The following is a 15,055-nucleotide window of genomic DNA, read 5'->3' on the forward strand; positions in this document are numbered from 1 at the left end:
CCTTCAAAGTACGCCCGGAGCCGTAAGTCGGAGTGGTCGCTGTTCAGCCGGGACATCGAGGCCAAGGTCGTGCCGGCCGCGCGGGACCTGGGCGTCGCCCTCGTGCCGTACTCGCCGCTCGGCCGCGGCTTCCTCACCGGCTCCTTCACCCACGCCGAACAGGAGCTGACCGCCGACGACTTCCGCCGCCGGCAGCCCCGCTTCACCGGCGCCAACGCGGCCGCCAACGCCGTCCTGCTGGAGCCGGTCCGCGCCGTCGCCGAGGCCCACGGCGCCACCCCCGGCCAGGTCGCCCTGGCCTGGGTGCAGCAGCGGGCGACGGTCCACGGCCTCCCGGTGGTGCCGATCCCGGGCACCCGCAAGCCGCAGCGGGTGGAGGAGAACGTGGCGGCGGCCGCCCTCACCCTGACCGGTGAGGAACTGGCCCTGCTGGAGCCGATCGCGGGCCAGGTGGCGGGCGAGCGCTACGCGGACATGGCGTTCACCTCCGCGGGCCGCGAATAGCTCTCACAGTTCCGCGAGCAACTCCGCCTTCTTGGAGGAGAATTCCTCGTCGGTGACCAGCCCCGCCTGATGCAGCTCGCCCAGGTGCCGGATCCGCTCGGCGATGTCGGCGGGGTCGCGCCGTGCCGGGGCCGGTGCCACGGGCACCGGCCCCCGGGTGCGGACGGCGGCGAGGACGGCCGCCGCGAACGGCAGCGACTCGTGCACCGGCCCGTACCCCAGCCCGAACACCACCGCGGCCGGATCCTGGTCGGCCGGCACGGGCGCCGCCGCCTCGGCCGACCTGGGCAGCAGGCGCAGATGCCCCTCGAACACCTCCGGCGAGCGCCACTGGACCCCGCTCAGCTCTGTGACCGGAAAGCTCTGGTCGCCCGCCTTCCACTTCGCCGACGACGCCCCCGTCCACGACCAGCGGAACTGCACGACCGTGCCGTCGAAGCTCGCCTTGCCGTCGTACGCCTTGAAGGACAGCGGCGCCTCGGGCGCGGCCACCAGGTGGTGCTCGACGGGACCGGACTCGGTCAACAGCCCCTTCAGCTCGTCCGCGTAGTACTCGGCGAGCGTCTCCCGCTCGGCCGGCAGCACCAGCCGGTACGGGTCCGAGCCCTCCTTCAGCTGCCCGGCCGCCGCATCCATCAGCGGATCCGCGCCCGCCCGCGGCAGCAGCCGCAGGACGACCGTGCCGCGCTTGCCGGGACCGATGGTCACGCCCTCGACCGCGGACAGCGGGACGCGCCGCTCCCCGAGCGCCTGGAACAGCTTCGGTGTCCGAATCCCCCGTTCGTAACGGATGAGCACGGAGTCGGACTCGAACTCCCAGACGGCATGAAATCCCGCCAGTACGTCACCCATGCGGCTCATCGTATGCGGCACGTGCTCCTCCGTCGCCACCCGCGCAGACCGCACTTCCTGCTGTTTCTACGCGCGTCCGGCGGGAGACGCGCCGGACAGACCGGCTCGGCACGCGTCGTTGTCGTGGGCGCACGTCACCGCGTCGTACGCCCCGACGGCCACGTCGGCCAGGTTGCGCAGACTGTCCGTGCCCGGCTGGAAATAGCCGGCGTGACCCCGCGCGTCCCGGGCGGACAGCACCCGCGCGCCGAACGCCGACGACACCGGATCGGCGCCGTGCCCGAGCCCGCCGAGCTCCAGATACGGCACGTCCTGGATCCAGTCGCTCGCGTCGCGCATCGCCCACACCCGCGCCCCGGTGCCCAGGTGCGAGGCGCTGGAGACACGCATGCCGGGGCTCGCCGCCACCGCGATGTCGGTGACCCGGCGGGGCATGGCGTGCGCCGCGACCCCGCAGACCACCGAGCCGTAGCTGTGGCAGACCATCGCCACCGGGGCCCGCCCGGGCAGGGCGTCCAGCAGGGCGTCCAGCCGTACGGCGCCCTCCGCGGCGCGCCCGCCGGTGGCCGCGTCCATGCCGAGCCCGTCGGGGGCGGTGTAGTCGGCCCAGGCGATCACGGCCGTACGGACCGCGGGGCTCTGGGCGCGCTCCGCCGCGTACAGCGCCTCGGCCATGCCGACCGGGGCGGTGTACGGGCGGCCCGTCTTCTGGAAGGTGAGCAGATCGGTGTCGACGCCGGGGACGACGACGGAGATCCGCTCGGCCTTGTCGAGACTTCCGAACACCTCCGCGATCCGGCCCGAGCCGTCCGGGTCGAAGGCCAGGATGTGCCGGCCCCGGGTCAGCAGCGACTCGTAGCGGTGCATGCGCAGGCCCGCGTCCTGCTGGCCGGCCGCGCTGAGCCGGCTGTCGTGCATGCGCTTGCGCTCGACCTCGCGCTGCTGCTCCAGCGCGAGGTGGTTGGCGCGGTAGCGCAGGGTCACGGGCGCGCCGTTCATGTTGCCGACCGCGAGCGGGTAGCGGCGGGCCAGACGGCGCTGGTCCTCCGGCGAGAGGGAGGCGAAGAAACGGCTGAGCACGGCCGGTGCGGCATGCGGGTCCGGCAGATGGAGGCCGTGGATGCCGCCCTGCTCCCACTCGGTGAGCGAGGCCTGCAGTGCGGTCGACTCCCGGTGGCTGCGCAGGGCGGTCCAGCCGGTGGTCGCGAGCATCACGAACACCACGGCCAGCGCCAGCAGTGCGCGCCAGACGTTCAGTTGCGGGGAGGTGTCGAAGGAAGTCACTGGGAGGACACACTAGGAGAACGAGAGGGTCTCGGGGTAACCGAGTGACCGGTATCACGTTTCGTCGGGCATCGAACGGGTCGTCAACGATCTTCCGTCGCGCGCCAGTTCCCGGTGAGCGCCGAACCCACCCGATCGAGGTAGGACGCGGTGAGTTGACGCATGGCGTCCAGGCTGAAGTCGTCGCCCGTGCACCACTGCCGCTCCGTGACCCTTATCACGCCGCCGAACACGGCCACGGCCAGCCTCGGCCGCGGGTCGGCGTCCACGTCCACGCCCTCGCGCTCGGCCAGCAGCCGGGCGATCGTCTCCTCCGTCGCCGCCGAGCGGCGCAGGTGCGCGGCGAGCAGCGCGGGCGTCGACTCGATCGTGCGGTACATGCGCAGGTACAGCTCGACCGGGACGCACGTCTCGACCGTCTCCCGGATCGCGTCCCACCCTTCCAGGACCGCCTGCCGCAGCGCCTCCAGCGGCGCCTCGTGCGGCGGACGCGCGCGTACGGCGTCGACGAAACGCGCCTCCGTCATCTCCTGGACCGCGAACGCCGCGTCCTCCTTGCCGGCGAAGTAGCGGAAGAAGGTGCGCTGCGAGACGTCGACGGCCTCGGCGATCTCGTCGACGGTCGTGTGCTCGTACCCCTGGGTCGTGAACAGTTCGAGGGCGGCCCGCAGCAGCGCTTCCCGGGTGCGCTGTTTCTTGCGTTCGCGCAGTGTTTCCATAGGTGTCAGTTACTGACGGATGAAATGGTTTGTCAATTGTCAGAGGCTGTCACTAGCCTCGTATGTATGACTAGTCAGACCACCATCGATGCGACGGGGCCGGAGGGCGCGGCGCCCAAGGCCCCGCTCGAGTCGCCTCCGGCCGCGGGGCTGCGCGGCCATCCCTGGCTCACCCTGATCACCGTCGCCGTCGGCGTGATGATGGTGGCCCTCGACGGCACCATCGTGGCCATCGCCAACCCGGCGATCCAGAAGGACCTGGGAGCCACCTTCGCCCAGGTGCAGTGGATCACCAACGGCTACTTTCTCGCCCTCGCGGTCTCCCTGATCACCGCGGGCAAGCTCGGCGACCGCTTCGGCCACCGGCAGACCTTCCTCATCGGCGTCACCGGCTTCGCCGCCGCCTCCGGCGCCATCGGCCTGTCCCACAGCATCGCCGCGGTCGTCACGTTCCGCGTCTTCCAGGGACTGTTCGGCGCCCTGCTGATGCCGGCCGCGCTCGGCCTGCTGCGGGCCACCTTCCCGGCCGAGAAGCTCAACATGGCCATCGGCATCTGGGGCATGGTGATCGGCGCCTCCACCGCGGGCGGCCCGATCCTCGGCGGCGTCCTCGTCGAGCACGTCAACTGGCAGTCGGTGTTCTTCATCAACGTGCCGGTGGGAGCGCTCGCCCTGGTCCTGGGCGTGCTGATCCTGCTCGACCACCGCGCGGAGAACGCCCCGCGCTCCTTCGACCTGCCCGGCATCGCGCTGCTCTCCGGCGCGATGTTCTGCCTGGTCTGGGCCCTGATCAAGGCCCCGACCTGGGGCTGGGGCGACGGAAAGACCTGGCTGTTCATCGGCGCGTCCGCGGTGCTCTTCGCCGTCTTCGCGTTCTGGGAGACCAGGGTCAAGGAGCCGCTGATCCCGCTGGGGCTGTTCCGCTCGGTCCCGCTGTCGGCCGGTGTCGTCCTGATGGTCCTGATGGCCATCGCGTTCATGGGCGGCCTGTTCTTCGTCACCTTCTACCTGCAGAACGTGCACGGCATGAGCCCCATCGACGCGGGCCTGCACCTGCTGCCGCTCACCGGCATGATGATCGTCGGCTCTCCGCTCGCCGGCGCCGCGATCACCAAGCTCGGCCCGCGCATCCCGCTGGCCGGCGGCATGGCCGCGACCGCGGTCGCCATGTACGGCATGTCGACACTGAAGGCCGACACCGGCAGCGGTGTGATGTCCGTCTGGTTCGCGCTCCTCGGCCTCGGCCTCGCGCCGGTCATGGTCGGTGCCACAGAGGTCATCGTCGGCAACGCCCCCATGGAGCTGTCCGGTGTCGCCGGCGGCCTCCAGCAGGCGGCCATGCAGATCGGCGGCAGCCTGGGCACGGCCGTCCTGGGCGCCGTGATGGCCTCCAAGGTGGACAGCGACCTGCCGGGCAACTGGACGGGCGCGGGCCTGCCGAAGCTGACGCCGGATCAGCTGGACAAGGCCTCCGAGGCGGTCCAGGTCGGTGTCGCCCCGGTGCCGAAGGGCGTGCCGGAGCAGATCGCCGCGAAGATCACCGAGGTCGCCCACCACACGTTCATCACCGGCATGAGCCTCGCCTCCCTGGTCGCGGCCGGCGTGGCGGCGGTCGCCGTGCTGGTCGCGCTGCTCACCAAGCGGGGCGCGAACGCGGAGGCCGGCGCGGGCGTGGGCCACATCTGAGGCCGCCTCGGCTCCGGAACGCGCGCGGAGTTCGCCTATCAGGGTGACTCCGCTAAAGATCGCTCGCACCGGCGCGCGCCACGGGTCACAGTGGGTCAAGTCCTCCGCAGGGCATGGGAGGAGGCCGGGCCGTGGCGCGCGCTGCTGGGAGGGGGGCAGCGCGCGCAGGTCTGCCGGCGGCGAACCGGGGTACCCGCACATCGAAGCCGAACTGTCCATACGGCCTCAGGGAGTTGATGATGGCAGGCTTCGGGCACGGAACGCGCGGGTACCCCCGGTCACGTGGCCGCACGTGGCACCGGACCGGGCCGGACCGTGCGACGCTCGGCATCATCGGCACGATCTGTGCCGTGGCCGGTTTCTTCGCCCTGGGTATCGTCCTCGGCCCGGTGGCGGTGTTCTGCGGCTGGCAGTCCATGGGCCGCACCTGGTCCAACGACCGTGACATCCCGGCCCTGGTGGCGCTGGTCCTGGGCGCGATCGACACGCTCCTGGCCATCGTCGCCCTGGCAGGCGCGGCGACATGGGGCCACGGGCTGCTCTAGGCGAGGTTCCCGGTAGCGGGGTGCGGGTCGCACGCCTGCGCGGCGAGCGACCGCGCCTCGCCCCGCCGCACCACCCGGCGGCCGGTCAACTCCGTTGCCCGGAGCGTTCCTCCGCCAGCCGGGCCACCTCGGCCCGCAGCAACCGCACCTCCTCGGCCAACTCCGCGATGGCGAGCGTCTGCCGCCGCTCCTCCGCGTCGTCCTTCTCGAAGCGCGAGATGAACCACGCCGCGATGTTCGCGGTGACCACACCCAGCAGCGCGATCCCGGACAGCATCAGCCCGACGGCGATCATCCGCCCGAGCCCGGTCGTCGGCGCGTGGTCCCCGTAGCCCACGGTCGTCATCGTCGTGAACGACCACCACACCGCGTCACCCAGCGTCCGGATGTTCCCGTGCGGCGCGTCCCGCTCCACGGACAGCACGGCGAGCGACCCGAACATCAGCAGCCCGATCACGGCCCCGCCGACGTACGTCGTCAGCCGGATCTGCGAGGCCATCCGCGCCCGCCGCCCCACCAGCAGCAGCGTCGACACCATCCGCAGCAACCGCAGCGGCTGCAGCACCGGCAGCACCACCGCGCACAGGTCCATCCAGTGCGTGCGGACGAACTCCCGCCGGCGCGGGGCGAGCGCCAGACGCATCAGGTAGTCCACCGCGAACGCGGCCCACACCACCCACTCCGTGGCGGTGCACACGACCGTCACGGAGCGGCGCGCGGGATTGTCCACGATCGGCACGGCATAGGCGACGGCGAACGCCACCGCCAGCGCGAGCAACGGCCGCTGAGTACACCTCTCCCAACGCGCCTGCGCCGACCGCTCGTTCATACCCGCATCGTAAACGCGCCCCGAAGGGGGCGCGGGGAACCGCGCGACCAGGCCCCGCGCACCCGCACCCGGCAACCGAGAGTGGGGAGGCTACGCGTCGCCCCCCGCCGCCCCCGGATCCGCCGCCGACACGTCCAGCAGCTGGTACCGGTCGATGGCCTGCTTCAGCACCGAGCGGTCGACCTTGCCCTCGCGGGCCAGCTCGGTCAGCACCGCGACCACGATCGACTGGGCGTCGATGTGGAAGAAGCGGCGCGCCGCGCCGCGCGTGTCGGCGAAGCCGAAGCCGTCCGCGCCCAGCGACTGGTACGTGCCCGGCACCCAGCGCGCGATCTGGTCCGGAACCGAGCGCATCCAGTCGGACACGGCCACGAACGGACCCTCGGCGCCGCTGAGCTTGCGCGTCACGTACGGCACCCGCTGCTCCTCCTCCGGGTGCAGCAGATTGTGCTCCTCGCACGCCACCGCCTCGCGGCGCAGCTCGTTCCAGGAGGTGGCCGACCAGACGTCGGCGCGCACGTTCCAGTCCGCGGCGAGGATCCGCTGCGCCTCGAGCGCCCACGGCACCGCCACGCCCGACGCCATGATCTGCGCCGGGACGGAGCCGCCGGTGCCCTCGCTCAGCCTGCGGATGCCCTTGAGGATGCCCTCGACGTCCACGTTCGCCGGCTCGGCCGGGTGCTGGATGGGCTCGTTGTAGACGGTCAGGTAGTAGAAGACGTCCTCGCCGTGCGGGTGCTCGGCGTCGCCGCCGTACATGCGGCGCAGGCCGTCCTTGACGATGTGCGCGATCTCGTACGCGTACGCCGGGTCGTACGCCACGCACGCCGGGTTGGTCGAGGCCAGCAGCTGGGAGTGGCCGTCCGCGTGCTGCAACCCCTCACCGGTCAGGGTCGTACGGCCGGCGGTCGCGCCCAGGACGAATCCGCGCGCCAGCTGGTCGGCCATCTGCCAGAACTGGTCGCCGGTGCGCTGGAAACCGAACATCGAGTAGAAGACGTAGACCGGGATCAGCGGTTCGCCGTGCGTGGCGTAGGCCGAGCCGGCCGCGATCAGGGAGGCCGTGCAGCCCGCCTCGGAGATGCCGTCGTGCAGCATCTGGCCGGTCGGCGACTCCTTGTAGGCGAGCAGCAGGTCCCGGTCGACCGCCTCGTACTGCTGGCCGAGCGGGTTGTAGATCTTCGCGCTCGGGAAGAAGGAGTCCATGCCGAACGTGCGGTACTCGTCCGGCGCGATCAGCACGAACCGCTTGCCGATCTCCTTGTCCCGCATGAGGTCCTTCAGGAGCCGGACGAACGCCATCGTCGTGGCGATGGACTGCTGGCCCGTGCCCTTCTTCACCGTCGCGTACGCCTTGTCGTCCGGCAGCGCGAGCGGCTTGGAGCGCACGACGCGCGTGGGGACGTACCCGCCGCACGCCTTGCGCATGTCGTGCATGTACTGGATCTCTTCGGTGTCGCGGCCCGGGTGGTAGTACGGCGGCGCGCCGGACTCCAGCTCCTTGTCGGAGATCGGCAGGTGCAGCCGGTCGCGGAAGCGCTTGAGGTCGTCGACCGTCAGCTTCTTCATCTGGTGCGTGGCGTTGCGGCCCTCGAAGTTCGGGCCCAGCGTCCAGCCCTTGACCGTCTTGGCCAGGATCACCGTCGGCTGGCCCTTGTGCTCCAGGGCCGCCTTGTACGCGGCGTAGATCTTCCGGTGGTCGTGACCGCCGCGGCCCAGCATCAGGATCTGGTGGTCGGTCATGTTCTCGACCATCGCGCGCAGCCGTACGTCGTCGCCGAAGAAGTGCTCGCGGATGTACGCGCCGGACTCGGTGGCGTAGGTCTGGAACTGGCCGTCCGGCGTGATGTTCATCTTGTTGACCAGCACGCCGTCGCGGTCCTGCGCGAGCAGCGGGTCCCAGGTGCGGTCCCAGATCAGCTTGATCACGTTCCAGCCGGCGCCGCGGAAGACGGACTCCAGCTCCTGGATGATCTTGCCGTTGCCGCGCACCGGGCCGTCGAGCCGCTGCAGGTTGCAGTTGACCACGAAGGTCAGGTTGTCCAGGCCCTCGCGCGCGGCGATGGACAGCTGGCCGAGCGACTCCGGCTCGTCCATCTCGCCGTCGCCGAGGAAGGCCCACACATGGGACTTGGAGGTGTCGGCGATCCCGCGCGCGTGCATGTAGCGGTTCATCCGCGCCTGGAAGATCGCGCCGAGCGGGCCGAGGCCCATGGAGACCGTCGGGAACTCCCAGAAGTCCGGCATGGAGCGCGGGTGCGGGTAGCTGGACAGGCCGTTGGGGTACTTGGACTTCTCCTGGCGGAAGCCGTCCAGCTGGTCCGCGGTGAGCCGGTCGAGCAGGTACGCGCGCGCGTAGATGCCGGGGGAGGCGTGGCCCTGGAAGAAGACCTGGTCGCCGCCGTCGCCCTCGTCCTTGCCGCGGAAGAAGTGGTTGAACCCGACGTCGTACAGCGAGGCGGAGGAGGCGAAGGTGGCGATGTGGCCGCCGACGCCGATGCCGGGACGCTGGGCGCGCGAGACCATCACCGCGGCGTTCCAGCGGGTGGCGTTGAGGATCCTGCGCTCGATCTCCTCGTTGCCGGGGAAGAACGGCTCGTCCTTGGTGGCGATGGTGTTGACGTAGTCCGTGCTGCGCATCTCGGGCACGGCGACGCGCCGCTCGCGGGCTCGCTCGATCAGCCGCAGCATGAGGTAGCGGGCCCGCTCCCGGCCGCGCTCGTCGACTGCGGCGTCCAGGGAGTCGAGCCACTCCTGGGTTTCCTCGGGATCGAAGTCAGGAACCTGACTCGGAAGGCCGCCAATGATGATCGGATTGCGATCGGATCCGGAAGCCACGCTGTTCCTTACCTGTCAAAGGGCCGATTTTTTACTCGTGCCTGCACCGTTCCCCATCGTGTACCTCGGGACGGCGTACGTCATCTCCTCGGTGTCCCCCCACTGTCTCCAGCGGTCAAAACGCAACGATACGCCCGGGGTGTGACGGGCTTGGCAAAGTTGTTCGAGGGGCGTATCACCGGATGATTCCGAGAGGGTTCCGATCCGGGCAAAGCGGGCACATCGGTGTGATGTGGGTCGCCGACAATCGGGGTACGGTGCCAGGAGTTGCGTCGACACGGCCGGGATCGTCACCGTTTCGGCGGTCCGGAGGGCCGGGTACTTGCGCGATCCGCCCCGCCCGTGTGGACTACGGCCAATGCTTCGCGCACGCGCGTGGCTGAGATACTCACCAAGACATGATCAGGAGGCAACCCGTGAGCGCGACCGCGGACCACGCGGAGGAGCGGACGAACCCTGCCGCCAGGCTGGGGTTCCAGCCCGGGCAGGTGGTCCAGGAGATCGGCTACGACGACGACGTCGATCAGGAGCTCCGCGAGGCCATCGAGGAAGCCATCGAGGGCGACCTCATGGACGAGGACTTCGACGACGTGGCCGACGCCGTTGTGCTGTGGTTCCGTGACGACGACGGCGACCTGACGGATGCGCTGGTGGATGCCACCACGTACATCGAGGAGGGCGGCGCGATCCTGCTTCTCACGCCGAAGACCGGCCGTGCGGGGTACGTGGAGCCGAGCGACATCCAGGACGCCGCCACGACGGCCGGCCTGACGGCGTCGAAGAGCGTCAGCGTGGGCAAGGACTGGAGCGGAAGCCGCCTGGCCACGCCGAAGGCCGCCAAGTCCAAGAGGTGATCTTCGCCGTGTGAGCGGCCGGGCCGGTTTCCGGCCCGGCCCGTCCCCGGCTCCCCGGTGATCGCTGCGTAGGGTGGACCCGAGCGTTTGCTGTGCGCTCACCCGAACAGCCCACCGAAGGGATGCACGACGATGGCGATCCAGGTCGGCGACAAGGCGCCCGACTTCGAGCTCAAGGACAACCACGGCCGCACCGTGAAGCTCTCGGACTTCCGCGGCGAGAAGAACGTGGTCCTGCTCTTCTACCCCTTCGCCTTCACCGGTGTGTGCACCGGTGAGCTGTGCGAGCTGCGCGACAACCTGCCGAAGTTCTCCGACCGCGGGACGCAGGTGCTCGCCGTCTCCAACGACTCCATCCACACCCTGCGCGTCTTCGCCGAGCAGGAGGGCCTGGAGTACCCGCTGCTCAGCGACTTCTGGCCGCACGGCAACGTCAGCCGCGCGTACGGCGTCTTCGACGAGGACAAGGGATGCGCCGTCCGGGGCACCTTCATCATCGACAAGGAGGGCGTCGTGCGGTGGACCGTGGTCAACGGCCTGCCGGACGCGCGCGACCTGAACGACTACGTGAAGGCGCTCGACACCCTGTAGGCCGACCGTGGCCGACATCCGCGCCGGCGCGGGTCCAGGGCCTGCGGGGGGCGGGAACCCGTCACTAGGATCGGCTCGTTGATCCCATATCCGAAGCACGACGGGGCTCCCCGCCCCTGGACACCACATGGAGGACCCGTGGGAGTCAGCCTCAGCAAGGGCGGCAACGTATCGCTGACGAAGGAGGCCCCGGGCCTGACCGCCGTCATCGTCGGTCTGGGCTGGGACGTGCGCACCACGACCGGCACGGACTTCGACCTCGACGCCAGCGCGCTGCTGCTGAACAACTCCGGCAAGGTCGCCAGCGACCAGCACTTCGTCTTCTTCAACAACCTCAAGAGCCCCGACGGGTCGGTCGAGCACACCGGTGACAACCTCACCGGTGAGGGCGAGGGCGACGACGAGCAGATCAAGGTCAACCTCGCCACCGTCCCGGCCGACATCGAGAAGATCGTCTTCCCGGTGTCGATCTACGACGCGGAGAACCGCCAGCAGTCCTTCGGCCAGGTCCGCAACGCCTTCATCCGCGTCGTGAACCAGGCCAACCAGCAGGAGATCGCCCGCTACGACCTGAGCGAGGACGCCTCCACCGAGACCGCCATGGTCTTCGGCGAGCTGTACCGGCACGGCGCGGAGTGGAAGTTCCGCGCCATCGGCCAGGGGTACGCCTCGGGCCTGCGCGGCATCGCCCAGGACTTCGGCGTCAACGTCTGATCCCGGCAGGGATCCGGCATCCGTACCGTCCGGCGCCGCACCGTTTACGGGCGGCGCCGGACGCGCAGGACAACCAGGGAAGCACCACTAGGGGAGGACCAGCATCATGGGCGTCACGCTCGCCAAGGGAGGCAACGTCTCCCTCTCCAAAGCCGCACCGAATCTCACCAACGTCATGATCGGCCTCGGCTGGGACGCGCGTTCCACCACCGGTGCCCCCTTCGACCTGGACGCGAGCGCGCTGCTGTGCGGCGCGAACAACCGGGTGCTGGGCGACGAGTGGTTCGTCTTCTACAACCAGCTCAAGAGCCCCGAAGGTTCGGTCGAGCACACCGGCGACAACCTCACCGGTGAGGGCGAGGGCGACGACGAGACGATCCTGGTCGACCTCGGCAAGGTCCCCCCGCAGTGCGAGAAGATCGTCTTCCCGGTCTCCATCCACATGGCCGACGAGCGCGGCCAGACCTTCGGCCAGGTCTCCAACGCCTTCATCCGGGTCGTCAACCAGGCCGACGGCCAGGAGCTGGCCCGCTACGACCTGAGCGAGGACGCCTCCACCGAGACCGCCATGATCTTCGGCGAGCTCTACCGCTACCAGGGCGAATGGAAGTTCCGGGCGGTGGGCCAGGGGTACGCGTCGGGTCTGCGCGGCATCGCCCTCGACTTCGGGGTGAACGTCTCGTAGCGAGCCTCGGTCCCGGACGGCACCGCCGGTAGGGTGCACCTCTACACTCGGGGTCAACGTTTCGCAAAGCCGAGTACGGCGCGGGGGAGACCCTCACCCAGACTTCGTCTGGGAGGCGCCCCCATAGATGATTGGGTAGCCAGTGCTTCTGAAAACCTTCGGCTGGTCGTTCGCGGTCACCGCGCTCGGTCTGGTCGCCGCGGTCTTCTACGGGGGGTGGGAGGCCTTCGGCGTCGTCGCCATCCTGGCCGTCCTGGAGATCTCCCTGTCGTTCGACAACGCCGTGGTCAACGCCGGCATCCTGAAGAAGATGAACGCCTTCTGGCAGAAGATCTTCCTCACGGTCGGCGTTCTGATCGCGGTCTTCGGCATGCGGCTGGTCTTCCCCGTCGTCATCGTCGCGCTCACCGCCAAGCTCAACCCCTACGACGCGGTCCACCTCGCCCTCACCGACAAGGACCGCTACCAGCAGCTCGTCACCGACGCCCACCCGGCCATCGCCGCCTTCGGCGGCATGTTCCTGCTGATGATCTTCCTCGACTTCATCTTCGAGGACCGGGACATCCAGTGGCTGCGCTGGATCGAAAGGCCCCTGGCCAAGCTCGGCAAGGTCGACATGCTGTCGGTCTGCATCTCCCTGATCGTCCTGCTGATCACCTCCTTCACCTTCGCCACCCACGCCCACCAGCACGGCGGCGCGCACGCGGACAAGGCCCAGACGGTCCTGATCGCCGGCATCGCCGGCCTGATCACCTACATGATCGTCGGCGGTCTCTCCGGCTACTTCGAGGACCGGCTGGAGGAAGAGGAGGAACGCGAGCACGAGGAGGAGGAAGAGGCCGCCCGCACCGGCAGGAAACGCTCGGCGGTCGTCCTGGCCGGCCAGGCCGCGTTCTTCATGTTCCTCTACCTGGAGGTCCTGGACGCGTCCTTCTCCTTCGACGGTGTGATCGGCGCCTTCGCCATCACCAACGACATCGTCATGATGGCCCTCGGCCTGGGCATCGGCGCCATGTACGTGCGCTCCCTCACCGTCTACCTGGTCCGCCAGGGCACCCTGGACGACTACGTCTACCTGGAGCACGGCGCCCACTACGCCATCGGCGCCCTGGCCGTGATCCTCATGGTCACCATCCAGTACGAGATCAACGAGGTCATCACCGGACTCGTCGGCGTCGTCCTGATCGCCTGGTCCTTCTGGTCCTCCGTCCGCCGCAACCGCGCCCTGGCAGCCGCCGGCGACGGCACCGGCGAGAAGACCGAGGTCTCCTCGGGGGTGTGATCCCCCGTCCCCTACGGGACAGATCCGGGCGGTGACGGGGTGTGGCACCGCGTCCGGCGAGGGAACGCTCTGAATCGGGGCGGCCGACGCGGTCGGCCGCCCCGAGCGTCATGGACGACGGGCACACGAACACCTGGGGCGGGAATGGGTCTCTTCGACGGGCTGCGCGGCGCCGGCGCCGCCGACTTCGACGCGGGCAACTCGGCGAACGGCATCGAACTCACCAAGCGGCACCAGACGGTGTCGCTCACCAAGCAGGGCGCGGCCACCGGCCATCTGCGCGTCAACCTCACCTGGCGGATGCGCACCTCCGACTTCGACGCGGGCCGGCGCCCCAGCCTGCTGCGGCACCCCTTCAAGGCGCTCAGGCCGCCGGAGGTCCTCGGCCACGGCCAGAGCATGGTCAACGTCGACCTGGACCTGGGCTGCCTGTACGAACTGTCCGACGGCACGAAGGGCGTCGTCCAGCCGCTGGGCGGCTACCTCGGCGACGTCAACGCGCCGCCGTACATCAAGCTCAGCGGCGACGACCGGTTCGGTTCGGCGTCCGGCGAGACGATGTACGTCAACCTCGACCACCGCGACGCCATCAAGCGGCTGCTGGTCTTCGTCTACATCTACGACCAGACCCCGGCCTTCGACCGCACCCACGCCATCGTCACCCTCTACCCGAGCAACGGCCCCCACATCGAGATAGGCCTCGACGAACGCCACCCCCAGGCCCGCTCCTGCGCCGTGGTGATGATCGAGAACGTCAAGGGCGAGCTGGTCGTCCGCCGCGAGGTGAAGTTCGTCTACGGCTTCCAGGGCGAACTGGACCGGCTGTACGGGTGGGGACTGCAGTGGGGCAGGGGCTACAAGACGAAGGTGGAGCGGTGAGGCGGCCCGCGCTCACCGCCCGATGAACTGCGGCCCCTGCGGAGGCAACCGGAAGTCGGGGTCCACCGGCCCCACGGCCGCCGGCACCGGCGCCGGCTGCGGGTAACCGTACGCGGGCGCAGCCGAGACCGGCTGCGGATAGCCGTACGCGGGCGGCTGCTGCGGCACCGCCGACGTCGGCTGCTCGGGCGCGACCGCCGGGCCGTCCTCGCCCCCGGACTCGTCCACCGAGATGCCGAAGTCCGTGGCCAGCCCCTTCAGCCCGTTCGAATACCCCTCGCCCAGCGCGCGGAACTTCCAGCCCTCCCCGCGCCGGTACAGCTCACCGCAGATCAGCGCCGTCTCCGCGCCCGTCTCCGGCTTGATCTCGAACACGGCCAGCGGCTCGGCGTCCGCGACCGCCGCGTCGTACAGCAGGATGCACAGCGACGGCACCCGGTCGAAGGTGACGCCGTCCGCGGACGCGACCAGCAGGATCCGGGTCACGTCCGGCTCGACACCGGGCAGCTCGGCCTGGACCGTGTCGGTCAGGCCCTCGGCGATGCGCTTCTTGCCCAGCCGCCACACCTTCCCCGAAGGGTGCCGGGGCTGGTTGTAGAAGACGAAGTCCTCGTCGGAGCGCACACGGCCGCCGGGGCCCAGCAGCAGCGCCGACGCGTCCACGTCCGGGACCGACTGCCCCGGCGTCCAGCGCAGCACGGCACGGACCGTGCCGGCTTCCAGAGGGACGTTCGACCCCTTCAGCATCGCGTGCGTCATGCGGTCATCCTGCCTTCTCGGTCCTGGCCACGAC

The 15,055-nt window shown here is 70.0% G+C and carries 14 protein-coding genes and 1 pseudogene; 9 read left to right on the top strand and 6 right to left on the bottom strand.

Features of this window, described 5'->3' with window-relative positions; translation table 11 throughout:
- Positions 1-24: 24 nt before the first annotated feature.
- Positions 25-504: pseudogene (locus ACGFZN_RS23725) on the top strand (aldo/keto reductase); the annotation flags it as partial.
- A gap of 3 nt (positions 505-507) precedes the next feature.
- Here ACGFZN_RS23725 and ACGFZN_RS23730 read toward each other — a convergent pair.
- The 3 genes from ACGFZN_RS23730 to ACGFZN_RS23740 all read right to left on the bottom strand — a co-directional run bounded on the left by ACGFZN_RS23730 (position 508) and on the right by ACGFZN_RS23740 (position 3,359).
- Positions 508-1,356 (bottom strand): DUF4429 domain-containing protein, encoded by an 849-nt coding sequence (locus tag ACGFZN_RS23730; protein ID WP_393860457.1) that lies wholly within the window; start codon positions 1,354-1,356, stop codon positions 508-510.
- 66 nt (positions 1,357-1,422) lie between these two features.
- Positions 1,423-2,640 (bottom strand): alpha/beta hydrolase, encoded by a 1,218-nt coding sequence (locus ACGFZN_RS23735; protein ID WP_393860458.1) that lies wholly within the window; start codon positions 2,638-2,640, stop codon positions 1,423-1,425.
- A gap of 83 nt (positions 2,641-2,723) precedes the next feature.
- Entirely contained in the window at positions 2,724-3,359 is a 636-nt protein-coding gene (locus tag ACGFZN_RS23740; protein WP_393860459.1) for a TetR family transcriptional regulator, read from the bottom strand.
- Between the two features lie 66 nt (positions 3,360-3,425).
- On the opposite strand from ACGFZN_RS23740, the gene ACGFZN_RS23745 reads away from it, so the two are divergent.
- On the top strand, positions 3,426-5,045 hold the full coding sequence (locus tag ACGFZN_RS23745; protein WP_393860460.1) for an MFS transporter: 1,620 nt from the start codon (positions 3,426-3,428) through the stop codon (positions 5,043-5,045).
- 239 nt (positions 5,046-5,284) lie between these two features.
- A complete protein-coding gene (locus ACGFZN_RS23750) occupies positions 5,285-5,590 on the top strand; it encodes a small hydrophobic protein (protein ID WP_393860461.1) in 306 nt (101 codons plus the stop codon).
- 85 nt (positions 5,591-5,675) lie between these two features.
- On the opposite strand, the gene ACGFZN_RS23755 is transcribed toward ACGFZN_RS23750, so the two are convergent.
- The gene (locus ACGFZN_RS23755; RefSeq protein ID WP_393860462.1) at positions 5,676-6,419 is read right to left on the bottom strand and encodes an ion channel; all 744 of its coding nucleotides are present in this window, start codon (positions 6,417-6,419) and stop codon (positions 5,676-5,678) included.
- A 90-nt stretch (positions 6,420-6,509) separates the two neighbouring features.
- Positions 6,510-9,257, bottom strand: a complete 2,748-nt coding sequence (gene aceE, locus ACGFZN_RS23760; protein ID WP_393860463.1) for a pyruvate dehydrogenase (acetyl-transferring), homodimeric type — start codon at positions 9,255-9,257, stop codon at positions 6,510-6,512.
- Between the two features lie 416 nt (positions 9,258-9,673).
- On the opposite strand from aceE, the gene ACGFZN_RS23765 reads away from it, so the two are divergent.
- The 6 genes from ACGFZN_RS23765 (at position 9,674) to ACGFZN_RS23790 (ending at position 14,262) form a co-directional block, all read left to right on the top strand.
- On the top strand, positions 9,674-10,111 hold the full coding sequence (locus ACGFZN_RS23765) for a DUF3052 domain-containing protein (protein WP_330340350.1): 438 nt from the start codon (positions 9,674-9,676) through the stop codon (positions 10,109-10,111).
- A gap of 132 nt (positions 10,112-10,243) precedes the next feature.
- Complete coding sequence (locus ACGFZN_RS23770; protein WP_330340351.1) at positions 10,244-10,702, top strand: peroxiredoxin; 459 nt, start codon at positions 10,244-10,246, stop codon at positions 10,700-10,702.
- A 138-nt stretch (positions 10,703-10,840) separates the two neighbouring features.
- Positions 10,841-11,416, top strand: a complete 576-nt coding sequence (locus ACGFZN_RS23775; protein WP_393860464.1) for a calcium homeostasis/redox stress adaptation protein — start codon at positions 10,841-10,843, stop codon at positions 11,414-11,416.
- A 106-nt stretch (positions 11,417-11,522) separates the two neighbouring features.
- Positions 11,523-12,101: a TerD family protein gene (locus tag ACGFZN_RS23780; protein ID WP_393860465.1), complete on the top strand. Its 579-nt coding sequence runs from the start codon at positions 11,523-11,525 to the stop codon at positions 12,099-12,101.
- A gap of 142 nt (positions 12,102-12,243) precedes the next feature.
- The gene (locus ACGFZN_RS23785) at positions 12,244-13,383 is read left to right on the top strand and encodes a DUF475 domain-containing protein (RefSeq protein WP_393860466.1); all 1,140 of its coding nucleotides are present in this window, start codon (positions 12,244-12,246) and stop codon (positions 13,381-13,383) included.
- 144 nt (positions 13,384-13,527) lie between these two features.
- On the top strand, positions 13,528-14,262 hold the full coding sequence (locus tag ACGFZN_RS23790; protein ID WP_360143923.1) for a Tellurium resistance: 735 nt from the start codon (positions 13,528-13,530) through the stop codon (positions 14,260-14,262).
- Between the two features lie 12 nt (positions 14,263-14,274).
- On the opposite strand, the gene ACGFZN_RS23795 is transcribed toward ACGFZN_RS23790, so the two are convergent.
- A complete protein-coding gene (locus ACGFZN_RS23795; RefSeq protein ID WP_393860467.1) occupies positions 14,275-15,021 on the bottom strand; it encodes a TerD family protein in 747 nt (248 codons plus the stop codon).
- Positions 15,022-15,055 lie beyond the last annotated feature (34 nt).

It is taken from the genome of Streptomyces sp. NPDC048192, from assembly GCF_043202415.1.
Taxonomy (GTDB): Bacteria; Actinomycetota; Actinomycetes; order Streptomycetales; family Streptomycetaceae; genus Streptomyces.